Below are 24,496 nucleotides of genomic sequence, written 5' to 3'. Positions count from 1 at the left end.
GGTGCCCCCCGGAGAAGCGCAGGGAGGCTTCGGTAGCTTTCCCTCATCTTGGCTTTGGCTGCGCGGGCTCCGTTCCGGTTCGCTGTGTTTCCCCCAGGCGCTCGCGCCTCGCGCTTCCGCGCCGCCGCTTCCCGCAACACCTCCGCAGCCGCTGGACAGAGCATCCGCTAGTGGCGGCCGCGGAGAATGCGGCCTCCGGGCTGCGGGTCCTCACAGATTCCCTTACGCCGACCGCCGACCGCCTGCCGCCACAGCCCGGACGACGGCTACGTAGCGTCCCGACCGTGTCCGAGATGCTCGTCCAAAAAGCGCTCCACTGCGTGGTACACGGCGATCAAGTTCTCCGGGTTCTCGATGGAGTGCCCTTCGTCCGCCATGAGTATGTACTCGACGGGGACTCCACGTGCCCGGAGAGCCTCGACCATGTTGTCGGATTCTGCCTGCGCTACCCGGGCGTCGTTGGCGCCCTGGGCGATGAGCAGCGGTGTACGGACCTGGTCCACCCGGCTGATCGGTGAGCGGGCCAGCATGTCGGCCTCCTGCTGCGGATCCGCGGGGTCGCCGACCCAGCGGAACCAGTTGGCGGCAAGGGCCGGCCGGACGAATTCCGGCTGGTTGCGCAGGAAGTTGGCGAGGTCAGAGACCCCGAAGATGTCCACCGCAGCGGCGAAGACATCGGGCGTGAAGGTGACTCCGACCAGTGCCGCATAGCCCCCGTAGGAGCCGCCCAGGATCGCCACCCGGTCCGGGTCCGCGTATCCCTGCTGGATGGCCCAGTTCACACCGTCGATCAGGTCGTCGTGCATTTTGCCGGCCAGCTCCCCGATGCCGGCCTTCATGAACGACTTGCCGTACCCCGTGGAGCTGCGGAAGTTCACTTGAAGCACCGCGTAGCCCCGGTTGGCCAGCAGTTGGACGAGAGGGTTGAACCCCCAGCTGTCTCGGTCCCAGGGACCGCCGTGCACAAGCAGGACCAGCGGCAGCCGGTGCGGCTCTGTCCCGATTGGCAGTGTCAGGTGGGAGGGGAGCGCGAGACCGTCCCGAGCGGTGATCGTCACCTGTGTCATCGGTGCCAGATGCTCGGGATCCATGTGACCAAGGGGCCGGAACAGTAGCCGACTCTCGCCCGAGGAGTGGTCGTAGAAGTATGTGGCCCCGGGATCGCGGTCGTGGGTGAAGCTGACGACCCACCGCTGCTCGCTCTCGTCGGACGAGATGTGGGCCAGGTCGCCATCGGACAGATTCCTCAGGTTCTCCAAGACCTCGGCGAAGTGCGGGTCCAGTGCGTTGATCACCAGTCGTTCCCCGAGGTAGCGAACTCCGATGAGCTCGCCGGTACGTCGACTGAAGATGAGCGGCGAGGGCAGTGCGGGAAAGACACGGGCTCGTGTGTCCAGGTCGTACTGCGGGTGGGAGTCGACCTCCGTCTCCACGCCGGTTTCTGCATCCAGCCGGGCCAGGCGGAGTCTGTCCGAGCCCGTGTTCGAACCGAAGAGAACGCCGCCGGCGTCGGCGGTGACCTCCAGCGGATAGATGCCCAGCGGATAGTCCTCACCCTCGAACTGCGCGATGTGGCACAACGTCTGCGTGGCCTCGTTCCAGCGCGAGAGCCCTAGGTCGCCCTGTTCGGTGACGTCGCTGGTGAAGAGGCCTTTGCTGCCGCCATACAAAAGGGTGGTGGCAGCGCCTCCGGTGTTCTCTGCGAGGGTCCGCAGGTCACCGGTGGCGATGTCCAGCTCGAAGAGGTCGAACGTGGCGGGATTCCGACTGTTCGAGGAGAACACCGCCTTCCCCGGCCGCCCGGCGGGCAGCTTCAGATCCATGATGCGTGCGCCGGGGAAGGGGGTGAGGTCGGTAGCCGCTGCGTCCGGGTCTTCGAGATCGACGCGGTAGAGGTGCCGGTTCTCGTCACCTCCTCGGTCACGGGTATAGAGCAGCCACCTCGGATCGTCGGTCCAGTGGTAGCTCAGCAGGTTGCGGTCCTCGGAGGTGACCCGCCGCGCGTCCCCGGGCGCGTCGACACTCTCGATCCACAGGTTCAGGTGGTTTCCCCAAGGAGCCAGGTACGCGATCTTGGTGCCGGCCGGCGAGAGGGAGGCCCTCGAACGGACGGGAGGGGCAAAGAACTCCTCGACGCTGATCGGCTTCGGCAATGCCATGTGGGTCCTTCCTGTGGCTGTCCCCGGACAGCGAGTGATGAGGCCCTGACAATGGTCGGCAAGGGCTCTGAGTGGGTCCGCAGCCTGGAGCCGGTCACCGTTCAGCGATCGAAGGCTGTCACTTAATGACAATGTCACTAAGTGACAGCAATGGCAAGGGCGCCGCACGTCCAGCCGCTGTGGGCCGCCGATCGCAGCCCCACCCCCCTTGGACGACCGCTCGACTGGCAGTGGATTTGTGGCGCAGGTCACACGCGCCAAGAGTGTGCAATACTGTCACCAAGTGTCATCATTGCAGTTAGTGACACGATGGTGAGGTCGCGCGAGATGGACTCGGGAGAGTTGACGGCCTTGAAGATCACGAGCTTCCTGCTGCGAGTCGGGTGACCGTGGTGCGGATTCATGGCGCTTTCGAGCGGCCGCAGTCCCGTCGAGTCAGGAAAAGCGCTACGCCGACAGGTCGACGGCCGAGGTCGGCGAACCCAATATGCCGTCAACGGCCCTTTTAGATCGCGCCATGTAGTAGGAACTGGTCCTGTTGCCACGTATTCAAGGAGTTCACATGGATCTCACACTTCCGCAGCAGATCTACCTGTGTGCCTACGCCTTCAGAAAGAACAAGTTTCCGGCTACTCTTCTGCAGTTCCGCGGACAGCGGCTGCGCGCTGCTGCCCTGACCGAGCTAGTCCTTGCGGGACAGGCTGAGACCGACGGGCGCCGGGTTCGCGTACTTGGAGACCGATCACCGACGGATCCGTTTCTTGCCTCTGTGTGGGAAGAGCTGCACGCGAGGCCGAAAAAGTGGATGGCACTGGTGCACAACACCGCGCACAAGGCGGAGAAACCGGTCGAAAACCAGCTCACGGCTGCTGGGATTATCGAAAAGAAGACCGGCCGCCCCTTGAGTCTGCTTGGAGGGAGCAAAGTTGTCTTGCGGCGGGAAGAGGAGGCCCGAGCTGTGCAGCAAGTATTGCGCACGCGGGTCACCACCACTCCCGACCCGTCCACTCTGTCCCTGGCGCAAGTGGCACTGCCGGTGATCGCCCTGGAGAGCGACGCGACCATGGGGGTCGTACTGAACCGTTCCGAGCGCCGCAAACACAAGGGTACGATTGAGGAACTCGCCAAGAAATTCGATCGAGAAATACCGGGCCTGCGCAAAGCCCTGTCAAGCTCGGTGCTTTCCAGTCGGGCTGTCGGCGGCGGATGGAGCTGAGCAGGACAAACCTAAAAATGCGCACGTCCGCAGAATGCGAGCCGAAGTAAAATCTAGTGACATCAAGGCCGGTGCTGGAGACTCTGGTTGCCGCGTTCGCCGCATGGTGGCTGATGGAACCAAGTGTCGAGCTCACGTCCATCCCTTGGGCTCCGGTTGATCATCGTCGGCGCCACAGTCGTTGTGACGAGTGGCGACGGAGAAAAAATCGCGCCACGGCAAGACAAACACCGCAAGGGAACACCGCCGTACCCGGACCGTGTCCCGTACACCCCACAAATACCGTCCGCGACGGGTGAATTCGCCACCGGTGAGCGGGAACCCATCACGCCGCAGCGAGTTTCCCTGGCCGTCTGGCCGACGTCACCGGAACCGCAACCGTCCATCTCGTACTCCCGGCGGGCCTTGCGCTGCAGCCGGGACGGTCGGGGCGCCCTGGGGACCGTCAAACGGCTTGGCAGTGCACGGCGGGAGCGGCGGTGGAGTGGCCCACTCTGCGTCGTCCACCTCGGTCACGCGGAGGAATTCGGCGAACTTGCCCGGCGTATCGAGGGTGACGACTGCCCGTGGCAGATGTGGCGTGGTGGTCGGCGGCGTTGTCGTCGGGCATGAGGTCGACCACAACGGTGCGCACGGCGCCACGGCTGATGCCGTGCTCGCGGGCCTGGGTAGCCGTGGCCGGCCTTCGAGGTACGCGGCGCACGTCGGCAATGGTCCTGCCCGGATAGCCGATCGCCACCGCCGTTGCCCTTGGCCTCGGCGATCCGCCGCCCGTCGTAGGTCGCTTCACACAGGAGACCGCCCTGCGGTTCGCAGGCGGCGGCGAGGCCCCGCACCATGGACTTCACGTTGGACAGACCCGCGCATCGAGCAGTCTTTGCTCACGGTGTTCAGCCGAGCGAGCGACCGGCTGGGGTGGCCCCAGCCCCATCCGCTCAGGTGATGGCAGATCACCTACCAACCCTTACCGCCTTCTTGTGACCCGTCGGCGGCGTGTCGATCAAGACACGCTGCAAGCCGCAGAGGCACCACGCACGGATCCCGGGTGCTCGATCTAGGGACAGTGCAGCCAACAGAAGGAGGAAGTCGTGTCGTTCCCGCATCACCGTCGGCCTCGCCGTCGGCGCCGCACCGTAGCAGTCCCGCTGACAGCCACCAGCGCAGTCGCCGTCCCCCCCCACCCGGCAGCGGCTGGCACGTGGCTGGCGGTATGACGTATGACTCGAAGAGGCAGTGCGAGGCTGAGGAGCTGCCGAACGCCCAGCACAACGGGTATGACGAGGTGTGGTGCGACGGTCCGGGTGGTCGCGCCGAGTACACCGTCTGGATGCGCTGACCGCTTCGCAAGGCGCAGAAGAGGCGGCCACCCTGGCCCGCTGCGCAGGGTGGCCGCTCCTCGTTGTCTCACCAACAGCCCGGTCCGTCTGCTGCCGTTCGGGCCGCAGGCTCTGGGTGGGGCCCGTTCGCCCGCTGGCCGGCACGGTCGCAACCGCGTCGGGCACGGGGTCCCCGACATCCTGCTTCCGGTAGAGCTGCCCAACGGCAAGAAAGCGTCGGTCAGCCTGTCGACGAGCTCGCACTCTCGTACTGGGGTACTCCGGGGAGCTCGGGCCCGAAGGCTGGGAGCGCACCGGTTCGTCCAAGCGCCTCCAGGACTTCATGAGGGGCACCGACCTGTTCGACAAGGTCAGGGCTACGCCTTCGTGATGGTTTATACGCGCGGGTTCGGCCGTTCCACCGGCTGTCCCGACTTCGGCGAACCCGGCGAGCAGGCCGATGGGAAGGCCGCGATCAACTGGAGCGCGAAGCAGTCGTGGTCCCACAGGCGCAGTGGACATGAACGGCAAGTCGTTCGACGCGTACCGACATCTTCGTACCTCCGGCAGTCGCCGGATGGCGACAAGCGCTGCAGGGCCAGGCCGACCAGGAGAAGCGGCAGACGGAGTGCCCAGCGCTCAACTCGTGGAACGCGGCCATGGCGAGGCTGCGCGGGGCAACACCTTGGAAGGTCCGTCCGCTGTGCTGCTCCAGGTCCAACTGTCCCTTGAGGGTGTCGTTCACGGACTCGATCAGATGCCGCACCGACTTGAGCAGGCCCTCGCCCTTGCGCTTCTTCGCCCGCTTGAAAGAGGGCCGCAGCAGTTCGGCCCCACGCATGACCAGTCGTTCTCGAACTCCTTGGAGGCGAAGCCCTCGTCCGCGATGATCAGCAGTCCGGGCCGGTCGGCGATCAGGTCTTCATCGACGTCGAGCATGGCCTGGTCTTCGCGTTCGTCGAGTTTCGGGTTCGCCAGCGCCCACAGGATCGCTCCCGAGCCCACGGAAGCTGACGTCGAGGTCGTCGACGTCCTGTCTGACGACGTCGCCCCAGAGGAACGCCGCGCTCTGGTCGAGCGAAAGCAGCAGGACTACTCGGCACCTGGGTCGTGCTGGACATCAAGCCCTGCGGCTGCCAGGCCGCATACGTGTCGGGGCTGCACCAGCAGCCGTCAGACATCGTCAACGGCCTCCCGCCCGAACTCCCGGCTCGGGGTTGGCACCACCTCCTCCCCCAGGGACTTCCACCCCCAAGCAAACCCCTTCCGTGCGCGCGGGCGGTCGGCAATTCCGGTCGCGCTGTGGCGTCGATGGGATACCCTGTCCGAGATTTAGCGCGGCAGGCTCTCTGCCGCCCCGCTCGGCGCGCTCGGCGTCGACACGCACCGCGTGCCCTACCCGGAAGGAGGCGAGAGACATGGACCATGCCGAATGCGTTGCGGCCATAGTTGCCTCCGGCCGTGTGCCCTCCCTCCTCTGCGGCGCGCGGTAACTCTTCCCCCTTCTTGTTTCTTATCTTTGGCATCTTCCTGAGATGCCGCGTCACGAGATGTCCTGGCCTGCGCGGTTCGTCGCCGCGCGGCCTGCGGGGGCGCGTGCCCGAAGACGGGCCCTTATCTTGCTGTTCACCGTGATCTCGGCACTCTCCGCCTCACGACCAGCAAGAGCGCCGGCGTGAGTGACACGCATCTGGTGAGGCAGGCCCCGGGTGCTCTTTGCGGTTCCCGCTGCCCCACCGCCATGCCGTGTCCCCGTGCTGCGTACACCGGCCCGTCGTCACCACTGCGACCTTCCCTGGCCGGCTGTCTCGACAGCACTTCGACACGAAACGTGCGTGATCGCCATGAGCAAGAAACGTCCCGGAGGGGAATCCCTCCTGTCCGCCCCTTCCACGGCCGCCGACCGTTCCCCGGACGGCGAGGTTCCCTCCGCGACTCCGGCACCGGCACCGGATCCGAAGCGCTGGTGGGCGCTGGCCGTCATCGCCCTCGCCCAGCTTATGGTGATCCTTGACGGCACCATCGTGAACATCGCGCTGCCCTCCGCCCAGCGCGCTCTCAGCATGTCGGACGCCGACCGGCAGTGGGTGATCACCGCCTACACGCTGGCCTTCGGCGGGCTGCTGCTGCTCGGCGGCCGGGTCGCCGATCTGGTGGGCCGCAAGCGCACCTTCGTCATCGGCCTGGCCGGGTTCGCCGCGGCCTCCGCGCTGGGCGGCGCGGCGGCCGGTCCTGGGATGCTGTTCGCGGCGCGGGCCCTGCAAGGTGCGTTCGCGGCGGTCCTGGCGCCCTCGGCCCTGTCGCTGCTGACGACGACGTTCACCGACCCCAAGGCGCGGGCCAGGGCGTTCGGGGTCTACGGTGCGCTGGCCGGCGGCGGCAGCGCGGTCGGGCTGATCGTGGGCGGTCTGCTGACCGAGTACTTGAACTGGCGCTGGTCCCTGTACGTCAACGTGCCCATCGCGCTGGCCGCCCTGCTCGGCGCACCGGCCTTCCTGCGCGACCGCTCCGGCCGCCGGCGCGGGCACCTGGACGTGCCGGGCGCGCTGCTGGGCTGCGGCGGGCTCGTCGCCCTCGTGTACGGCTTCAGCGAGGCCGAACCTCGCGGCTGGACCAGCCCGTCGGTGCTCACGCTGCTCGCGGCCGGCGTGATCTTGCTCGCCGCCTTCGTGTGGTGGCAGAGCCGCGCGGCGAGCCCGCTGCTGCCGCTGCGCATCGTCAAGGACCGTGTCCGGGCCGGATCGCTCGCGACGATGGGCTTGGCCACCATCGGCATGTTCGGCGTCTTCCTGTTCCTGACGTACTACCTGCAGGTCGTCCTCGGCTACCCGCCGGTGCGGACGGGCCTGGCCTTCATGCCGATTTCGGCCGGTATCGTCATCGGCGCGACCCAGATCGCGACCCGCCTGCTGCCACGCACGGCGCCGCGCACCTTGATGTCGTCCGGCATGGTGCTGGCCGCCGCCGGCATGGTGCTGCTCAGCAGCCTGACCGTGCATGCGCGGTACGTCCCGCACGTGCTGCCCGCCCTGCTGCTGCTCGGTCTGGGCATGGGCCTGACCTTCATGCCGGTCTACGCGACGGCCACCGCCGGCGTGCCCGCGCAGGACGCCGGTGTGGCCTCGGCTGTCCTCAACACCGTTCAGCAGATGGGCGCTTCGCTGGGCACCGTACTGCTCAACACCATCGCCACCGGCGCCACCAGCCGTTACGTCCACTCGCACGTGCACGATCCGGGCCACGGCGGCGCGACCCTCAACGAGGGCATGGTGCACGGCTTCTCCGTCGCCTACTGGTGCTCGGCGGGCGTCCTGCTGCTCGCCGCCCTGGTAGCGGGCCTCACCGTACGGCGCAAGACGCCGAATCCCGCCGGAAATGACACACCGGCCTAGCGAGCCGGGTTCGTGTCCCGCCACCGTCCACCTGACCCCTCGAAGGACCCTCCATGAAACCCCTGACCGAGCACGACATCCGTACCTCGTTCGTCAACTGCTCGAAGGGCCAGGCCAAACGCCTCCCCCTGCCCAAGAACCTGGCGGACCTCGACCACTGGGATGACCTGGACTTCCTGGGCTGGTTCGATCTGTCCGCGCCCGATCGCAGGTATCTCGTCGTCGAACGCGCCGATGAACTCGTCGGCCTGTCCCTGCGCTCCGCTTCCGGCAACCGCGGCTTCCTGCGCCGCAGCATGTGCTCGCTGTGCCTGACCACGCATCCCGGCAGCGGCGTCTCCCTCATGGCCGCCCCCAAGGCAGGCCCGGCCGGCCGCAGAGGCAACTCGGTGGGCCTCTACATCTGCGCCGACCTGGACTGCTCGTTGTACGTACGGGGCAGGAAGAAGGCGGCACCGGGCGGGCGCATGGAGGAGTCCCTCACTGTCGAGCAGCAGATCGATCGCCTGCGCGGCAACCTCGACGCGTTCGTGGAGCGGGTCTTCCAATGAGACCGACAGGGGCTCGACGGCCATGGTCGCCGAGCCCCTGTCCACTCCTTTAACCGCCGTCTCCTCGCGGCTCCTCGGTCTGACGCGCCGGACACACGCCGACCGGGATGCCGATCCTGTGGGCGCTGGCGAACCCGAAACTCGACGAACGCGAAGTGCCAGGCCATGCTCGACGTCGATGAAGACCTGATCGCCGACCGGCCCGGACTGCTGATCATCGCGGACGAGGGCTTCGCCTCCAAGGAGTTAGAGAACGACTGGTCATGCGTGGGGCCGAACTGCTGCGGCCCTCTTTCAAGCGGGAGAAGAAGCGCAAGGGCGAGGGCCTGGCTTCTCTTCGATGAACAGGACAGCGATCAGCGCCAGCAGGGCGAACGGGGTGGCCCAGAGGAAGAGTTCGGCGATGGCGATGGCGATGGCGATGCCGTAGGCGTTCTCCACGAGCGCACGCACCGGGGCGGGCAGGGTCGTGGCGTCGGGGACACCATGCCCGGCTCCGCCTCCCGGCGTGTCACCTGCCGCAGCGCGGCCGTCGGCAAGTTCGGTGGCGACGCGGTGGGCGAGGACCGCTCCCAGGACGCTGGTGCCCACGGTCCCGCCCATGCTGCGCGAGAAGGACAGGACGGAGGTCGCGCTGCCCAGAGTGTCGGCGGGCACGTCGTTCTACGCGGCGAGGACCAGGTTCTGCGTCAGCATTCCGACGCCGGTCCCCAGGACGGCCATGTAAACGCTCAGCAGAACGAAGGGCGTGTGGGATCCGATGGTGGCCAGCAGGGCAAGGCCGACGGTCATAAGGACGGTGCCTGCCACGAGGTACGGCTTCCACCTGCCGGTCGCGCTGATCCGGTGGCCGGCGAGCATGGAGGCGGCGAGCGATCCCAGGACCAACGGCAGGCTCATCAGACCAGCAATTTTGGGCGACTTGCCCATGGCCACCTGGAAGAACTGCGAGAGGAAGACGGTACCGCCGAAGAGGCCGACTCCGACCAGTAGGGAGGCCAGGCTGGTCAGTGCCACGGCGCGGTTACGGAAGATGCTCAGCGGGATGATCGGCTCGGCGGCCCGGGACTCGACCCGGACGGCCGCCGCCAGCAGCAGCGTTCCGCCACCGACGCGGCCGTCTGCCAGGAGAACCAGTCGAACGTGCTGCCCGCCATCGAAACCCAGATGAGCAGCGAGCTGACACCGGCGACGATCAGGAAGGCACCGAGCCAGTCGATCTTCACGTCGCGGCGGACGTGCGGAAGGTGCAGTGTGCGCCGCAGCGGCGCGATGGCAAGGAGCGCGGAGGGCACACCAATGAAGAAGCACCACCGCCAGCCGAGCCAGGAGGTGTCCACCAGGAGGCCGCCGATCAGCGGGCCGGCCACGGTGGCCCCGGAGAAGACGGCGCCGAAAACGCCGGAGTACCGGCCCAGCTTCCGCGGGCGGATGACGGCCGCCAACACGACCTGCGTCAGTGCCGTGAGTCCGCCTGCCCCCAAGCCCTGCGCCAGCCGGCTGAAGATCAACGTGCCGACACCTTGGGTCAATCCAGCCAGGAATGAGCCGACCACGAACAGGCCCAGCGATGTCTGGAGGAGCAGCTTCTTGCTGTAGAGGTCGGACAGCTTGCCCCGCAACGGAACGGTGGCCGTCATGGCCAGCAGCTCCGCGATGATCACCCAGGTGTACGAGGATTGGCTCGCCCCCAACTCTGCGGTGATCCGGGGCAGCGCGTTGGCCACCACGGTTTCGGCGAGGATGGCGACGAACAAACCGGCCACCAGTCCGGAAATCGCCTGAAGCACCTGCCGGGACGGCATCGTCGCCGCTTCCGGTTTCGTCGCGGGGGAATAGTCGGTAGTCACTGAGTCTTCCGATCGAGGACAGCAGGTGACGTACACACTGGGTACCGAGCGCCACCTGACGGGAATGCTTCGAGCGATCGGGAACGGGCGGTATCCGGTCCGGCGCCGGTGGATCGACCTGCCACCCGGCCTGTGTCACACACGGCGAACAGCGCGGGCAGCCCGCTCAGGCGCATGCCGAACGGGACACTCAATGCCGGTGTTTGTGCGACCTGAGGGGGTCGTCGCGTACGGATCTCAGGTCGTAGCCGCGTCCCCCACGGCGCCTCCCGTGGCACTGCGGATCGCCTGGGCCAGGAGCTGGTGCGCATGTGCGAACTGGCGCACCTCGGCACCGCCGAGCAGGGCATCGCCGATCTCCTCGTTGACGACTCGTAGGGCGCCCGAGGCGGCCGCCGCGTGCACCTGCACCCTGATGTCGTCGGCCGGCAGGTCAAGTCGGTCGGCGATGCTCCCGGCCAGCTCGCGTTCTACCTGGTCACAGGCCATCAGCCAGGCCGTGCGGAGCACGGGCTCCCTGCTGCTGAGCGCGATCATCTTCATCGCGAGCGCGTCGTCGGCGCGCTCCGCGCAGTCGGCGTCGCGGCTATGCCTGCTCATCTCATCGGCGAGATGGTCATCGAGGGAGAGTTCGGGTTTCCAGCGGCGCAGGGCGGCCATCTCCCACGCGACGCCATGCAAGATGATCGGTTCGGCGCAGCTCTCCTTGCTCCGGAAGTGCCGCCAGATGGTACGCGTCGACAGGCCCACTGCTTCGCCGATCTGGTCACCGCTGGTCGCGGCAACGCCCTGCTCCCAGAAGAGACGCGACGCCTCCCGAGAGATCTCCAACCGGATCCGGCAGCGCCGCTGCTCGCTCATCCCAGGTCCGACGCGATTGCTCACCTGCATGGGGTCACCTCGCCATTCAGCCGTGGGACAAAGACGTCGTTCCGCTGCGGCCATGCCGGCGAAGGGCCTGGAAGTGTCGGGCCGTGTGCTCGCAGCGGCGGTGCGGAGGTCGGCAACCCCACAAGAGATGACGCCCAAATCGGCCGTGGTCGCTCCGCGGTGCGGACGCGTGTGCCGGACGGGCCGTGGGGCCCGTCCGGCACGGACGGGGAGCGGGGAGGGCGTCAGTTAGCTGCGCTTGGCGGGCAGCAGCCCTACGGCCTTCAGTCGCTTGTCGGAAGCCCGGGCGGCCCAGGCGACGGCCAGGAAGCCGACGGCGAGGAGCGGGTAGCCCATGGCGATCTTGGCGAAGCCCAGGGAGCCGACCTTGTCGGCCTGGTAGAGGTACTGCTGGACGGCGAACCGGGCGCCGAAGATGGCGGCCAGCACGAGGGTGGCGATGTCGTAGTAGAACCGCGAACGCTTGTCCGCCCGCCAGACGGTGCCCTTGCCGGTCGTCGAGTTCCAGATCAGGCCGGCCAGGGGCCACCGCAGCACCACGGAGAGGACGAAGGCGACGGCGCCGACCAAGCTCAGCCAGATGCCGATGAGGAAGAAGTCCTTGGCGGATCCCGTGTACCAGGAGATGCCGGCGGCGATCGCCACGCCGAACATGCCGCCGAGCGCGGGCTGGATCGACTCCTTGCGTATCAGCCGCCGCACCGCGATGCCCAAGGCGCCGAGCAGGGCGGCGAGGACGCCCACCTTGAGTCCCCTGGCGTTGTTGGCGACGACGAACACCACGACCGGCAGCGCCGAGTAGATGACCCCCTTGGTGCCGCCCGCCTGTTCGAGCGCCGACTTCTTCGTCCGTTGGTCTGCCGCCTGCATGTCGATCGCCGCCTCCTGGGGACTGGTGGTCTGCATGGTGATCAGCTCTTCCGGGTTCGTCTATGGGAGCAAATTCCGCGTCACTAAGTGACATCTTGACATCAAGTGGCGAACAAAGCCACCTCGCGTGACGTGACCTGAGTCACGCCTCGGCTAAACCCCGCTCGGCGAGTCGCCCGTCATCGCGTGGCGATCAGGGTCCGTACGACGGTGCGGCGATCACGGCGTTGATGCTGATCGGACCCTCGGGAGGTGTCCCGCATCGCGCGGTGGTGAACGGATCGAACAGCGCGATGCCGCCGAATCAAACCCCAGGTTGACCGGCCCCCGCGCGGCGCGCCGACCAGCTCGTGGTCGGATGCGTGGCCTTCGAGCCATGGCTGATGGGCCTGCCACGGTGCAGCCACACTCCGCCGCTCGCTGTCCGAAGCCCTCCTGGCGGGGCGTCGGTGCGCGGGGCGATCGGCTCGGTGATCTCTGTGCGGGAGAGCCGGATTTCGACGTGCTTTCCACACGTGGGCAGACCAGGCGATGTCGGCATCGTCTGAATCAGGGAGGAATGGTCCGATGGCTCGAACCCCCGATGCCGCTCCGCTCACGCGAGCCCTCGACGGCGTCGAAGCAGACCCGCGCACCCTCTCCGGGTGAGACCAGCCCCGTCGCGGCTCACGATCATTACCGCGAGCCGGTGTCCTGCCAGACCGGGGTCTTCGTCGCGTATGCCTCCTCAGGAGAAAGGGCTCTGGCGGACCGGAAGCTTTACCTGCCCAGGTCCTGCACTGCGGAGGCGGACCGGCACCGGGCGGCGAAAGTCCCTGACAGTCGTGGCTTCGCGACCAAGGGAGAAATGGCCCGCGCGATGATCCTGCGGGCACTTGCTTCGCCACTCCCCGTCGCCCGGGCGACGGGCGACTGCGCCTACGGACAGGAATGGCCCATGCACCGCACCCTGGAGGAAGCCGGTGTCGGCTCCGTCCTGGCCGTGTTGAAGTCCCAGCAACTGGACGCTTCCTTCGGCCGTATCGGCCAGGCCATCGCCGGCGCTCCCGACGAGGCATGGGAACGACGTTCCTGCGGCAACGGCGCCAGAAGGCCCGCGTACCTACGACTGGGCAGCAGCCCGTCTGCCGGTGATCGATGTCTTTGACGGTGACCGTCCCGCCGTCAGCGGTGGATGCCGGCCCGCCGCAGCCCGGCCCGACCGGACGAGATCGCCTACTACCTCGCCTACGCACACCGTGACCACGCCGCGGTCGATCTTCCCGACCGAGCCGAGGTACTGCTTGCCCACATGGGCGGTCGCGCCGCCGTCCTTGCGATCTCCGGAATCGTCGATTACCAGCACCCCGCCGTCATGCGGCGCCGTGGCCGGGTCGGCCAGCAACAACTGCAGGCGCCGCGCTGCACCGCCGCATGCTGGGCACCCACCACGGACTCCTTGCCGGCCAGGCATGTCAGTGTCTTGTTGCGGTCCCGCGGCAACAACAACCCCGGCCAGGAACTCGCGCAAGCCCCGCCGCTGTGCCAGCGTCCCGAAGAGATCATCGAAAAGGACGGCGTACGCTTCCAGCGGCCCCGGTGCAGGCGGACGCGGCAGCCGCTTCGTCATCTCGGGCTCCCCAGACCGTAGTTGACGCCTCCACTCACGGCCTACTCCCGCTCGAACCCGCCGTCGACAAACCACAGGTAGGCGTCGCCAGTCGAACAGATTCACAGATCACAAACCCGTGACACCATCCCGCGTCATTGGCGAGTTGCCCTGGCTCGAGTCTTGATCGCCAAGATGACGTCGTTCTTGGCGTCGGCGTAGTCGTTCATGTCGTTCCACTGCTGGCTGAGCAGAGCTCGTTTGACACTCTCGTACAGGGCGCGATCGTCTGCATTGGTGCGCAAGTGGTCACGGAAGAGAAGGTACTCGTGCACCGCTGCGTCCCCCCGTTCATATACGTGCACGTGAACGTCGCGAGTCGGCGTACGCACGAGCCGATGTCCTGGCTCGCGAACCCGCAGTTCGTAACCTGCGGCCAACAGCCCGTCGAGGTAGTCCTCCTCTGCTGTGATGTCGGCCACCGCGACGACGATGTCAACAATCGGTTTGGCGGCAAGGCCTGGAACCGCAGTCGATCCAATGTGCTCGACATCGACGTCCACTGCCGCCAACGCGTCAAGGATCCGACGCCGGTGATGCAGGTAGACCTCCGCCCACCGGGCGTCATAGTTGCCAAGGCCGACCTCGAGCGCTTCTGGACCACCGATGATCTCGACCGTCGTGACGTCCGGCCGACGAGGCTCGCTGCTGTTCATCACCAACACATCCTTTACGTCTTGCGCCAGTTCACCACCTCGATCGACGGGGCTGCGGTTGGCGGCTTCGTCGAGCCTCGCCGCCGTCACGCGGGTTCGGCGGATCGGGACCTGCGTCGCGCCGAGAGCGGCGACACGTTCCTGCTCGACCCGGAACAGGTCGATTCTACGTGCGGCGCGACATGTTCGGCCCAGGCACAGAGGAGAGCCAGAGGACTGTTGGGCCCTCGGATGTGCGGCTGCCCCTCCGTCATCACTACGGACACTTTGTCGGTGCCGGGGCTAACGATGTCGGCGCCCCTGCTGTGAGTGCAGTACACAAGAACCCGATCTGCGAGCGGTCCCTGAGTCCGCCGCCGCTATCCCGGGTCCTCACTCGAGCGGCTCTCGGCAGACAACGCTTGCGACGAAGTCTGGCCTGAGTTACGTTTTTGGGCTGACCATTTCAGCCCGGCCAGGCTGTCGAGGTGCCCGGCAAGATGGGCAAGACCCGCCGCGTGTTAGCGGCGCAGCCCGCGCCGCGGGCTCTACATGATCTGGAGCCAGTAATGACCGACACCGGCAGCATCTCCGACGGGTTCCACACCTTCGACGAGCTGTACGAATTCAGGCTGCTCTACCACGCACACGCAGTCCGGGCGTGGCTGGCCGCCAGGTACCCCGTCGTCCGCTCATGGAAGCACCACGACGGTGAACCATGCTTCGGGGGCGGCTGGTTCATAGTCACGGCCCAGCTCCCCACGGGGCAGGTCAGCAATCACTACCGAGCCAATAGCTGGTCGTTGTTCGGTGACGTACCCGAGGTAGAGACGGCGCCCGTGTGGGACGGGCACAGCACCACCGACGTAGCTCGTCGGCTGCGCACCCTCCTCAGTGGGGATGGATCCACGAGCGTGGCGAGTTGACGCTGCGCCGATAGGGCAGTCCGCTTTCGACATGAGTCGCGGAGGGCATCCCCGGTGCCGCCCTCGCCGACCTCCCACGCGAGCGCCGCGCCCACCTCTTCACCACGGACCAACAGCGAGAAGCAGACCGGCCTGCGCACCGAAGCGTCCCCACGCTCCGCAGGGCAGAGGAAGAGGCGCCTGAAGCTGTTGACCTGTCCCGCGCCAGCCGTCTCGCTCAGTTCGCCGCCGGCTTTCCGTAGAGGTCGCGGCCGTCGAGGTTGCGCAGGTGCGAGTCGTCGGACGCCGATGTCCGAGGACCTGCGCGAGTACGTCGCGGACGACGGGGAGGGTCAGGCGCCAGGTTGGGGTCGGGAAGGCCAGAGCGCGCGAAACGGCGCGCGTCAGCCGCAGCCCACTGACGGCGTCAACCCGGCATAGCAAGAAGGCGGACGGGCCTACGCCGGCCCGGCAGCCGGACACCCCTTCTGCCTCCGGCCAGTGTCCGACTTTGATTTCAGCAAGGCCAAGCAGGAGGAGGATCAGTCAGCTTTGGCCGGAGCAGCGGCCCCGGTCGAGGCTGGGTGGCGCGGATCCGTCTGCACCCCGTGCCGACAGTCGTGTCGGGCACCATCTTGTACCCGATCGTCCAGAGCGCCAACGTTCTCGCCGACCTGGGTGGGATCCTTCAGGACTGTCCGGATGAGCTGACGGTGGACGTGGGGTTCCTTCCCGGCCCGGACGGGAAGCCGATGGTGTACGTAGCGCCGACCTGTCGGGGGACATCGAGGTGGGGAACGCCGAGAACGGGCCGGTGCGTACCCTGGCCAGACTCGGTACACCCGTGCTGGCCGAGATTGGACCGGTCGCCCGTTCCGCGGCGTTGGCCGCGACGGACACCATGTTCCCACCCGGGCGGATGGGCGCGATTCGCACGCGCACCGTCCAGAGCATCTCCGGGCTCCATCGCGACCGTCCTGGACCGGGCTGCCCAGGAGTTCAGCTCACCGTTCTCCGCGATCGTGTGGCATCAGTTCCATGGTGCCGCCGCCCGTCTGCCCCTCGGCTCGACGGCTTTCGGCCGACGCGAACCGAACCTGATGGTCGAGCTGATCTCATTGTGGGAGGGCGAAAGCAAGGGCAACGCGGGAGCCGGCGATGCCAGGTCCCCGCACCTGCGCCGGCTGGAAACCTTGCACGCGGCACTTGAGCCGTTCTCGTTGCCGGGTGGCTACGTGAACTTCCTGGGGCCGGAGACTCCCGACCAGGTCGCGGAGTCCTACGGGCCGAACACCGAGCGTTTGCTCGCCGTGAAGTCTGCGGTCGACCCGGACTCCGTCCTCGCCGCCACGCCGCTCCCCAGCGGGAGTGCCGACGCCGGTTCCAGGCCCGTGTCAGGCGTGGAACCGGAGCATCCGGGGGTGCCGGCGGTCCCACCGGAGAACGGCATCGGGTCATCGGACATTGGCCTCGGGCTTTCACCAAGGGGGCCGTCCGACGGGTGATCAGATAGCCGGGGAGCGCCTCTGACCTGGGGCGGTAGGGCTTGTCGAAGGTCCTGTTCGTCGCCCGGGGAGAAGCCCTCCCCGGGGCCAGGGCGCCGGGGCAAGGTCAGGCGCCACCGGCCGCTGTATCCGGGATGGTGAGCCGGGGTCTTCGTCGGACTGGCCGAAATAGCGCCCTGGGCCACAGAGTTCATATGGGCGCTACGGGGTTGTCTTGCCCTGGGAGATCGGCGGTTGAGCGGCGTACACAGCACGTGCAGCAGCAGCCGTGTCCCCTCCTGCCTCCGTGACTGAGCCCACCGGAGTGTGCCGCTCAGGGGGCACCGCTTACTCCTGTCGATCGGCGGCGCCCTGGTCCGGCACGGCAGGCGCCTCGTCGACCTGGACCGGGTCGCCCACGGCGCCCCCGGTGGCCTTGCGGACAGCGTCCGCAATGAAAGCGAAACTCTCGTCACCGAGCTTTCGCGGATCGGTGCCGTCCAGAAGGCCGGCTCCGACATACTCGTTGATGACTCGCAGGGCGGCCGCGGCGGCCGCGGCGTGCAGACGTACCTGTAGGTCGTCGGGCTTGAGTCCGAGGCGAGTCGCGATGACCGCTGCCAGTTCGTGTTCCACCTGGTCGCAGGCCATCAGCCAAGCCGTGCGCAGGGCCGGTTCGGTCTCGGCCAATCGAATCATCTTGACGCCCAGCCCGGCATCGGCCTGCTCCGAAGGGCTGATCTCGCTGACCAACCGCTTCGCCTCCGTGGCGAAGTGCTCCTCCAAAGAGCGATGCAGCGGCCAACTGCGCAGAGTGGCCAGTTCCCACTCCACGCTCTGCGCAACGATCGGCTCCGCGCAGCTCTCCTTGCTACGGAAATGACGCCAGATGGTGCGGGTCGACAGGCCCACCACCTCGGCGATCTGGTCACCGCTCGTGCCGTCGACGCCCTGCGCCCAGAACAGGCGTGCCGCCTCCCGCGAGATCTCCAGACGTACACGACGGCGGCGTTGTTCACTCATCCCGCCACGGCTGCGTTCGGTCGGTACGACGTCGTCGGCCATCTTTTCGCCACCCTTTCACTATCACGCTCACTCAGTGCCATATTGGCATTAAGTGACGCTGCACGCGAGCCAGTGCGCATGCCCCGATCCAGACTCAAGCGCATCTACTTGCAATATCTGCCACCAAGCGACAATGGCACTAAGTGACAGAATTGTCCCGCCGTGCGGTGGTCTTTGCCGCTCGCTGTGCAAGGCCGACCTGCGCAGCGAGTGATCCCCTTCCGAGCCCACCCCAACCCAAGCTCCGGAGTACCGCACGAGGAAACGACCAGCCGCCACCGCCGCAGCCCTGCTCACGGCCTGCGCTCTGACCTGTGGCCTCATAGGGGCAGCCGTCGCCGCGCCGGACCAGGCAACCGGCGGCGGCCGAACCGGGAGGACGACCGTCGCCACCGCTACCGATTCGCTCACGGGCCTGCCTCAGTTGCCGGACGAGGACAAGCGGTAGTGGACCAACGCCGCGTACGAGAAGAAGCACCCCGAGTGCCTGGTGCTCGGCTCCTTCGGCCCCTCCATCGGTGATCCGGACGACCCGTACTGGAAGGACCCCAGCCCGGCCAGGAAGGCGAAGGACAAACCTCGGCAACTGGCGCGCGGAGAAGTCCTGGCCCACAGCGAACCGCTCCGCGAACCTCTGTCTCGGCAAGGGCTCGTACGTGGACAGCGAAGCGGGTTCGCAGCCGACACCCCCGGAACAGGATGCCGGTCGTGACGCTGCGAGCTTCATCGTCTGGTCCGGAACTCTTGAGACGGCCACCCGGGTCACCGGCGCGCCCCGGGTCACCATGACGGCCAAGGGTGAGGGCAACGTGATGGTCAAGCTGTACGACGTGGGCGCCGACGGCAACGCTGTCGCATTCGACGAGCGGGTCTCCCGGCTGGACCGGGACCGGCCGGACATCGGTCTGAAGTCGACCGACTGGACCCTGCGGCCAGCCACGTTCTCGGTGCCCCAGGCCCGTGCGCGGCGCTGAGGACGCCACACCGCTGGACATCCTCGTCGCGTTGGCTCACAGGGCGGAGCACAGTTCCCCCACGCAGCGCGGCCGACGACCATGCCGCGGGGCCCCGGCCAGGCCGGTGGGCGGGGCCCCGCGAGCCCAGCGTCACCACAGGTGCCAGGCGGCACAGCCCAGCCCCGCCGTCCCGCCACCGAAAGCCCACCGACCAGCGCAAACGACAGGCCGGAAACAGCTCAGTTCAACAAACCAAGGAAGACCCCCGCGCCCATCAGCCTTCCGCCTCTCTTTCACGTCGGCATCATCGTGGAAGACTTCGACCGTGTCGTCGCCGACTACGAGAAACGGTGGGGGGTCAGCACAGAGCAGATAACGGATCTGGAATTCCCCACGGCCAAACTTCACCGGGAAGGTCGGCCCCTCTGCCCGCTACGGCTGCATAAGGACGGGATCTTCGGAGATCGACTGATCCAGCCGCTCGGTGGCCGCTCGCCGTACACGGAGTTCCTCGACCTCCACGGCGAAGGCGTCCACCACCTCGCCTACGTGGTGGGAAGCATCGACCAGCACCTCGAATCGCTGCGAGCGACGGGAGAAGGGGCTCCTGTCACCTTCAAGGCATCGATCGCAGGGCGGACACGCTTCCTGTACCTGGACGGTCTGGCCCATGGGCCGGCCATCGAGCTGATCGAAGTGATCGGCGAAGACGCCTGACCGCGGCACGGTTCCGGACGGACGCGACACGGCAGCGGGTTCTCACATCTGACGGTCGCGCTGGCCAATGTTCACGAACAGTCGCCATCTTCGACGCTCGGGCGCGCGTACCAACGGCGCCCGAGCGGCAACCGGCGACTGGCGGGCAGCCGACAAGCCCGCCGTGTTCCGAAGCGCCTTCGCGTCCACATCAAGGGGGGCTGCACGACGAGCGGCACGATGCAGCCTCCGGCCCAACGTCCGACTTCGGGCCCAGCCCGCACCCAGAGCCCCGGTCGTCAGAGGGTGGGTGCGAGGCCGGCCCGGAGGATGTCGAGGTAGTTGTCGATCGCGACCTCCTGCCGCTCCGCCGGGTGCTCGCTGACGGCGTGGATCAGGCCGCACAGGAGCTTGAGCAGGTTTTCGCCGGTGAGGGCAGGGGCAGGGCGGATGCGTGCGAGCAGGTGGGAGGTGACTTCGACCAGCTCTCCCTTGGCCCGGTGCAGAGAGTCCGTCTCGTCGGACCCGGTGATCAGAACGTCGGTGAGGCCTGGTCGCGCCAGGGCGGTCAGGAGTGCCGTGCGGAGGAAGTCAATGAGTGCCTTGGCGGGATCGGGGTACCCGTCGGCTACGGTCGCGGCATCGATGAGCTCTCGGACCGCCTCTTCCAGGACGGACTCCCGCATGGCCCGCTGCGTGGGGAAGACCCGATAGACCGTCCCGACCCCCACGCCCGCCCTGCGCGCGAGCTCGTTGAGGGTGAGCGCAGTCTCCCCGCCGATGACGGCGCCGCGAGCCTCATCGAAGATCCTCTGCCTGTTGCGTGCGGCATCCGACCTCATGATCCCTCCTTCGTCACACCTATGTGGATAACCTATCAGGTGGGTGCTACGGTGAAGTGGATAACCAATCCACTTCACTGTGTCAGGAGCAGCCATGACCGTTGTGTTCATCCATGGAGTACCGGAGACGCCCTCCGTCTGGAACGACCTCCGGGGGCGGATCGACCGCCCCGCCACGACCCTGCGGCTGCCCGGATTCGGCATCCCTCGCCCGGCTCACCTGGACGGCAAGGAGGCGTACGCCGTCTGGCTCGCGAACGAGCTGCGCGCCGTCGGTGAGCCCGTCGATCTCGTGGGCCACGACTGGGGCGCGCATCTGGTGATGCGGATCGTCTCCGCCTACGACGTTCCGGTACGCAGCTGGGTGTCCGACGTCGCACACGGCTGGCACCCCGACTATCAGTGGCACGAGGCGGCCGCCCTCTTCCAGAAGACCCCGGAGGGCGAGGAGTTGCTCGCTTCGCTGCGCACCCAGACCCCCGGCAGCCCCAGCTTCGGCGACTTCCTCCGCCCCCGGGGGATGAGCGCCGAACTGGCGGCAGAAGTCGACACCACCCACGACGAGGAGATGAGCAAGGCCATCCTGACGCTCTACCGCTCGGCCTGGCCCAACTTCCACAACGACTGGGGCAAGGACTTCGACCGCCCCGCTCCCGCGCCGGGGCTCGTCCTGATCCCGACCGGCGATCCGATGGCGCAGCCCGCGATGGACCTGGACATGGCCGCGCGAACCGGAGCACAGGCAGTGGAACTGGACCACCTCACCCACTACTGGATGCTCCAGGACCCTGACCGGGGCGCAGAGGTACTCAACCGATTCTGGGACTCCCGGCCCGCATGACATCCGGTACCGGTGTGCGACGTCCTCGCGGTGATGAGGTCGCTTGCACGTGAGGGCATGGCCACGATGGCGGGGACTCGCAAGATGTTCATTGCCCGGGAGGTGGCCGGTCGGGTCGCTGCCACGGACGTCGGCGGCGTCCGCCATACACAGGACCGGCGCCCGGTCCGGGAACCCTCGCAGGGAAGGCTCCCGGCGACGCGGCAAGGCTGAGTCCAAGCAGGTCGCCCTCCGTTCGGCCTGTGCTCTGATACTCCGGCAGCCGGGGCAGGCTGCGTAACCGGTTGTTCGTTGCCCAGTCCGCCCGAGCCGGACAACACCCGCCGACCTGGTGACATCACCGAAAGCGTTTGATCCGTCACCCATTGGCGCGGTGGACGCTGGAGTCGCGGCACCGGGCGAGAGTTCTGACCGGGCAGACGCGGGCCTGCCCGCAGGCCGCCGAGATCCGCGCCTTCTGCCAGGCAGCCCGCGCTCGAACCGACGACGCTCCGATTCCGGCTGACGAGGCAGTATGGCTGAAGTGGGCAGAGGCGTATGCCGCGCGCCTCGACCCGCTGCACCACCCGCTGGCTGCTCCGCCGGACCCCCCGGCCGAGCGAGAGGTGCTTCAAGAGCTTGCGAAGGTCGATGCCTACGCCTATCCATGGCCGTTCGACGCTGACGGCCGCTGGGCACTCCCCCAGAACCTGCCGACCGACTCGAACACGTGGTCGCGACCTCGTTCCGCTCGCAATCGGCTTCGCCCCTGTCCATGCGGGACAGGGGCGAAGGAACGTTCATGCGGCGATAGTGAGCGGGGCTTCCATACTCTCCCAGGCTCCGAGGACGGCCTTGTGCGCGTCCGGCTGCAGGTGTGCGTAACGCTGGGTGGTCTGGAAGCTCTCGTGGCCGAGGAGGTGCTGGACCTCGTAGAGCGAGACTCCCCTTTGCACCAGCCATGACGCGCAGGTGTGGCGCATGGAGTGCGGCGGGTAGTGCGGGACGAGCTGCTGCTCGCCGTCGTCGTCGAAGTAGTGGGCGCCGGCGAGAGCCGGCCACCAGGTCTGGCGGCGCCAGTTGCCGTCGTCGAGGAGGCGTCCGGCCCGGCCCTGGGTGACGGTGGTGAATATCACGGTGTCCCGGTCGAGCCGGTGGATGTGACGTTCGAGGACTTCCAGGACGTGGGGTGGGAGCGGGACCTCCCGTCGGCTCCTGGAACTCTTCGGGTACTCCTTGATGCCGTTCTTGGTGTTGACCTCCACCACGAACAGGCGTGATCGGCGCTGGTCGATGCGATGACGGTGCAGGCCGGAGAGCTCGCCCCAGCGCAGGCCGGTGTAGAAGCCGAGCAGGCACATTGTCCGCCAGACGCCAGGGAGTTCGTCCAGGACGCTCTGAGCCTGGTCCGGTGTGAACCACTGTGGCGGTTTGACCGCGATCTGCGGCAGGTCGATGCTGCGGCACGGGCTCACAGCGATCACATCGTCGTCCACGGCTGCACGCATGATGGACGACGTGAGGTTGTACGCCCGCTTGATCGCGGACGCGCCCACACCCTTCTCGGCCAGGGAACGGATCCAGCTCTGGACGTCCATGCGGGTGATCGCCCGCATCTCCCAGTCAGCCCAGTAAGGCAGAACATGGTTCTTGATGCTGGAGGCGTCGCCTCGCAGGGTGTGCGGCTCGACGATACGGGCGTTCCACCACCGGCCATGCCACTCGCCGAAAGTAACTTCGCCGGCCCGCGGATCTCGCATGCCTCCGCGGGCGAACTGGGTCTCCAGCTCGATACCCCAGGCACGCGCCTGGGCCTTGAGGGGGAATGACTCACTGAACCGGTCCCCCGCACGGTTGCGGACGGTCGTCTGCCACTTGCCGGACTTCAATTTACGCAGGTACGCGGCACTGCTCCTTCATTCGGGGTCGGCGAGGGCCTCAGCAACGGTGCGAGGTCAGCGGCGGGACCGCGGGGACGCGACCGATCTGCCAGTGATGAACTCCTCCAGTCCGGCAGCAGGGACACGGACACGGGAGCGTCCCGATCCTGTGCGCAGGTCGACGACCGGGAGCTCCCCGGCAGCGATAAAGCGGTAGACGGTGCGCCGGTCGACGTCCAACGCGGCGGCGACAGCAGGGATGGACAGCAAACAAGCAGGCATGGGCGAGTCCTTGAGAGCGGGTTGGAAGGGGAAATCGGCGTACCGGCTCTACCTCACTGCCGGGCGGACCCGGACAAAGGCGAATTAGCCTGGTTACGGCGGTGGAACTACACTGGCGGCTTCATCGCCTGACAGGTGGCCAGGCGTGCGCCTGGCGACGTTCAAAAGATGCAGTGGCTGAACGCCGCACTCCGGCCTGCCGAGCGCCGGCCCCGGATCACGGATTGGGCGACTTCGGGAGCTCCATCACTGCGGCCAGGTGATCCCAGTCGATCTCGAACTGGCCCGGGCGGAAACGATGCGGGTAGCGCAACGCGAGCCAACTCGGTTTCACGCCAGCCCACTCGGCTACCAGCCACGCCGGGACACCGGCCTTGAGCCAGAGGTCCAGACAGGAATCACGAAGCCTCGTAACACCCCCTCTTTGACCCGCCTCCAGTTCGTCCGGGGTCAACACCCCCTCACGAGCCTGCTTCCACGCCTTCCGATAGACGGAAGGCGACAACGGCCCACCATGCTCATCGGGGAACAGCAGATCGCCCGGCTTCAAGTTCGCCCTGTCGATCCACCACCGCAGCACTCCCACGAGTGCCGAGGGAGCAGGAACCTTCCGCCCCTCACCTGAGCGGACCAGCACCTCGCTGCCGCCCCCTTCCGAGAAGGTCACATCGTCCACTCGGAGCCGGACAGCCTCACCAGGCAGCAAGGCCGCGCACGCGATGGCGGCCATCAAAGGGAACACAGCTTCTGACCTCCCAGGGTGTTTCTCAACCCATTCCAAGAGGGAACGGACACGCTCTGCGGAGAGCAAGGACGCTTCGGCTATTTCGGGCTGTGACACGCTGTGACTCCTCAAACAAGAACCCGGGACGCCCTAGCGGCTCCTGGTGATTCAATGGTCCGAAGAAACACCGGTTTCGCTAACCGGCGATCGTCGGCTACATTGCGCCCGACACCTCGCTCACAACATCACGCCCAAATCGTGAAGAGCATGAGCCAGCAGCGCACGGCCCCCCAAGTCCGTTCTAGGATCACTTG

The 24,496-nt window shown here is 67.2% G+C and carries 19 protein-coding genes and 4 pseudogenes; 11 read left to right on the top strand and 12 right to left on the bottom strand.

Annotated elements, in window-relative coordinates; all coding sequences use genetic code 11:
* Positions 1-266 precede the first annotated feature (266 nt).
* The gene (locus tag QR77_RS38165; protein WP_040026533.1) at positions 267-2,159 is read right to left on the bottom strand and encodes a S9 family peptidase; all 1,893 of its coding nucleotides are present in this window, start codon (positions 2,157-2,159) and stop codon (positions 267-269) included.
* 562 nt (positions 2,160-2,721) lie between these two features.
* Between QR77_RS38165 and QR77_RS42965 the strand changes: the two genes are divergently transcribed.
* Positions 2,722-3,375, top strand: a complete 654-nt coding sequence (locus tag QR77_RS42965) for a GPP34 family phosphoprotein (protein WP_040026532.1) — start codon at positions 2,722-2,724, stop codon at positions 3,373-3,375.
* Between the two features lie 1,593 nt (positions 3,376-4,968).
* A pseudogene (locus QR77_RS45620) lies at positions 4,969-5,235 on the top strand (CocE/NonD family hydrolase); the annotation flags it as partial.
* A gap of 209 nt (positions 5,236-5,444) precedes the next feature.
* On the opposite strand, the gene QR77_RS49580 reads toward QR77_RS45620, so the two are convergent.
* Entirely contained in the window at positions 5,445-5,696 is a 252-nt protein-coding gene (locus QR77_RS49580; protein ID WP_052489384.1) for a hypothetical protein, read from the bottom strand.
* Positions 5,697-6,535: 839 nt separating this feature from the next.
* On the opposite strand from QR77_RS49580, the gene QR77_RS38150 reads away from it, so the two are divergent.
* Positions 6,536-8,083, top strand: a complete 1,548-nt coding sequence (locus tag QR77_RS38150) for an MFS transporter (RefSeq protein ID WP_040029380.1) — start codon at positions 6,536-6,538, stop codon at positions 8,081-8,083.
* 53 nt (positions 8,084-8,136) lie between these two features.
* Complete coding sequence (locus tag QR77_RS38145) at positions 8,137-8,634, top strand: FBP domain-containing protein (RefSeq protein WP_040026531.1); 498 nt, start codon at positions 8,137-8,139, stop codon at positions 8,632-8,634.
* Between the two features lie 327 nt (positions 8,635-8,961).
* On the opposite strand, the pseudogene QR77_RS38140 reads toward QR77_RS38145, so the two are convergent.
* From QR77_RS38140 to QR77_RS38130, 3 genes and pseudogenes are all read right to left on the bottom strand, one after another.
* Positions 8,962-10,439, bottom strand: a pseudogene (locus QR77_RS38140) (MFS transporter); the annotation flags it as partial.
* Positions 10,440-10,721: 282 nt separating this feature from the next.
* Positions 10,722-11,375, bottom strand: coding sequence for a TetR/AcrR family transcriptional regulator (locus QR77_RS38135; RefSeq protein WP_040026530.1), 654 nt, complete (start codon positions 11,373-11,375; stop codon positions 10,722-10,724).
* Positions 11,376-11,603: 228 nt separating this feature from the next.
* Positions 11,604-12,281, bottom strand: a complete 678-nt coding sequence (locus QR77_RS38130) for a DUF3159 domain-containing protein (protein WP_040026529.1) — start codon at positions 12,279-12,281, stop codon at positions 11,604-11,606.
* A 322-nt stretch (positions 12,282-12,603) separates the two neighbouring features.
* Between QR77_RS38130 and QR77_RS38125 the strand changes: the two genes are divergently transcribed.
* Entirely contained in the window at positions 12,604-13,392 is a 789-nt protein-coding gene (locus QR77_RS38125; protein WP_347359816.1) for a transposase, read from the top strand.
* 87 nt (positions 13,393-13,479) lie between these two features.
* Here QR77_RS38125 and QR77_RS49575 read toward each other — a convergent pair.
* Together QR77_RS49575 and QR77_RS38120 are read right to left on the bottom strand one after the other, a co-directional pair.
* A pseudogene (locus QR77_RS49575) lies at positions 13,480-13,587 on the bottom strand (transposase); the annotation flags it as partial.
* Positions 13,588-13,988: 401 nt separating this feature from the next.
* Entirely contained in the window at positions 13,989-14,552 is a 564-nt protein-coding gene (locus QR77_RS38120) for a GrpB family protein (protein WP_040029379.1), read from the bottom strand.
* Positions 14,553-15,097: 545 nt separating this feature from the next.
* On the opposite strand from QR77_RS38120, the gene QR77_RS38115 reads away from it, so the two are divergent.
* Together QR77_RS38115 and QR77_RS49570 are read left to right on the top strand one after the other, a co-directional pair.
* A complete protein-coding gene (locus QR77_RS38115) occupies positions 15,098-15,454 on the top strand; it encodes a hypothetical protein (RefSeq protein WP_052489383.1) in 357 nt (118 codons plus the stop codon).
* 1,001 nt (positions 15,455-16,455) lie between these two features.
* Positions 16,456-16,938: a BBE domain-containing protein gene (locus tag QR77_RS49570; protein ID WP_236710984.1), complete on the top strand. Its 483-nt coding sequence runs from the start codon at positions 16,456-16,458 to the stop codon at positions 16,936-16,938.
* A 327-nt stretch (positions 16,939-17,265) separates the two neighbouring features.
* Here QR77_RS49570 and QR77_RS38105 read toward each other — a convergent pair whose 3' ends face one another.
* A complete protein-coding gene (locus QR77_RS38105; protein WP_040026528.1) occupies positions 17,266-17,982 on the bottom strand; it encodes a TetR/AcrR family transcriptional regulator in 717 nt (238 codons plus the stop codon).
* A gap of 518 nt (positions 17,983-18,500) precedes the next feature.
* Here QR77_RS38105 and QR77_RS44465 point away from each other — a divergent pair.
* Together QR77_RS44465 and QR77_RS42600 are read left to right on the top strand one after the other, a co-directional pair.
* A complete protein-coding gene (locus QR77_RS44465; protein ID WP_236710983.1) occupies positions 18,501-18,956 on the top strand; it encodes a CocE/NonD family hydrolase C-terminal non-catalytic domain-containing protein in 456 nt (151 codons plus the stop codon).
* Between the two features lie 141 nt (positions 18,957-19,097).
* On the top strand, positions 19,098-19,655 hold the full coding sequence (locus tag QR77_RS42600) for a VOC family protein (protein WP_160311005.1): 558 nt from the start codon (positions 19,098-19,100) through the stop codon (positions 19,653-19,655).
* A gap of 278 nt (positions 19,656-19,933) precedes the next feature.
* On the opposite strand, the gene QR77_RS38090 is transcribed toward QR77_RS42600, so the two are convergent.
* A complete protein-coding gene (locus QR77_RS38090; protein WP_040026527.1) occupies positions 19,934-20,476 on the bottom strand; it encodes a TetR/AcrR family transcriptional regulator in 543 nt (180 codons plus the stop codon).
* A gap of 94 nt (positions 20,477-20,570) precedes the next feature.
* On the opposite strand from QR77_RS38090, the gene QR77_RS38085 reads away from it, so the two are divergent.
* Positions 20,571-21,317 (top strand): alpha/beta hydrolase, encoded by a 747-nt coding sequence (locus tag QR77_RS38085; protein WP_040026526.1) that lies wholly within the window; start codon positions 20,571-20,573, stop codon positions 21,315-21,317.
* Between the two features lie 12 nt (positions 21,318-21,329).
* A pseudogene (locus QR77_RS49565) lies at positions 21,330-21,434 on the top strand (amino acid ABC transporter ATP-binding protein); the annotation flags it as partial.
* Positions 21,435-22,096: 662 nt separating this feature from the next.
* On the opposite strand, the gene QR77_RS38075 reads toward QR77_RS49565, so the two are convergent.
* From QR77_RS38075 to QR77_RS38070, 3 genes are all read right to left on the bottom strand, one after another.
* Positions 22,097-23,185, bottom strand: coding sequence for a site-specific integrase (locus QR77_RS38075; RefSeq protein WP_040026523.1), 1,089 nt, complete (start codon positions 23,183-23,185; stop codon positions 22,097-22,099).
* Positions 23,186-23,251: 66 nt separating this feature from the next.
* Positions 23,252-23,458: a helix-turn-helix domain-containing protein gene (locus tag QR77_RS44455; protein ID WP_078877651.1), complete on the bottom strand. Its 207-nt coding sequence runs from the start codon at positions 23,456-23,458 to the stop codon at positions 23,252-23,254.
* 217 nt (positions 23,459-23,675) lie between these two features.
* Positions 23,676-24,299: a tyrosine-type recombinase/integrase gene (locus QR77_RS38070; RefSeq protein ID WP_160311004.1), complete on the bottom strand. Its 624-nt coding sequence runs from the start codon at positions 24,297-24,299 to the stop codon at positions 23,676-23,678.
* Positions 24,300-24,496 lie beyond the last annotated feature (197 nt).

The organism is Streptomyces sp. 150FB, from assembly GCF_000818195.1.
Classification (GTDB): domain Bacteria; phylum Actinomycetota; class Actinomycetes; order Streptomycetales; family Streptomycetaceae; genus Streptomyces.
Note: the sequence above shows the minus strand (reverse complement) of the source record. Positions and strands in the feature narration are given on the sequence as shown.

Excerpts from the sequence above, each read along its gene's own strand:
- QR77_RS38130 (WP_040026529.1), bottom strand. The coding sequence starts at position 12,281 with ATGCAGACCACCAGTCCCCAGGAGGCGGCGATCGACATGCAGGCGGCA.
- QR77_RS38135 (WP_040026530.1), bottom strand. The coding sequence starts at position 11,375 with ATGCAGGTGAGCAATCGCGTCGGACCTGGGATGAGCGAGCAGCGGCGC.
- QR77_RS38165 (WP_040026533.1), bottom strand. The coding sequence starts at position 2,159 with ATGGCATTGCCGAAGCCGATCAGCGTCGAGGAGTTCTTTGCCCCTCCC.
- QR77_RS38090 (WP_040026527.1), bottom strand. The coding sequence starts at position 20,476 with ATGAGGTCGGATGCCGCACGCAACAGGCAGAGGATCTTCGATGAGGCT.
- QR77_RS42965 (WP_040026532.1), top strand. The coding sequence starts at position 2,722 with ATGGATCTCACACTTCCGCAGCAGATCTACCTGTGTGCCTACGCCTTC.
- QR77_RS38145 (WP_040026531.1), top strand. The coding sequence starts at position 8,137 with ATGAAACCCCTGACCGAGCACGACATCCGTACCTCGTTCGTCAACTGC.
- QR77_RS38125 (WP_347359816.1), top strand. The coding sequence starts at position 12,604 with ATGCGTGGCCTTCGAGCCATGGCTGATGGGCCTGCCACGGTGCAGCCA.
- QR77_RS44455 (WP_078877651.1), bottom strand. The coding sequence starts at position 23,458 with ATGCCTGCTTGTTTGCTGTCCATCCCTGCTGTCGCCGCCGCGTTGGAC.
- QR77_RS38150 (WP_040029380.1), top strand. The coding sequence starts at position 6,536 with ATGAGCAAGAAACGTCCCGGAGGGGAATCCCTCCTGTCCGCCCCTTCC.
- QR77_RS38085 (WP_040026526.1), top strand. The coding sequence starts at position 20,571 with ATGACCGTTGTGTTCATCCATGGAGTACCGGAGACGCCCTCCGTCTGG.
- QR77_RS38105 (WP_040026528.1), bottom strand. The coding sequence starts at position 17,982 with ATGGCCGACGACGTCGTACCGACCGAACGCAGCCGTGGCGGGATGAGT.
- QR77_RS38115 (WP_052489383.1), top strand. The coding sequence starts at position 15,098 with ATGACCGACACCGGCAGCATCTCCGACGGGTTCCACACCTTCGACGAG.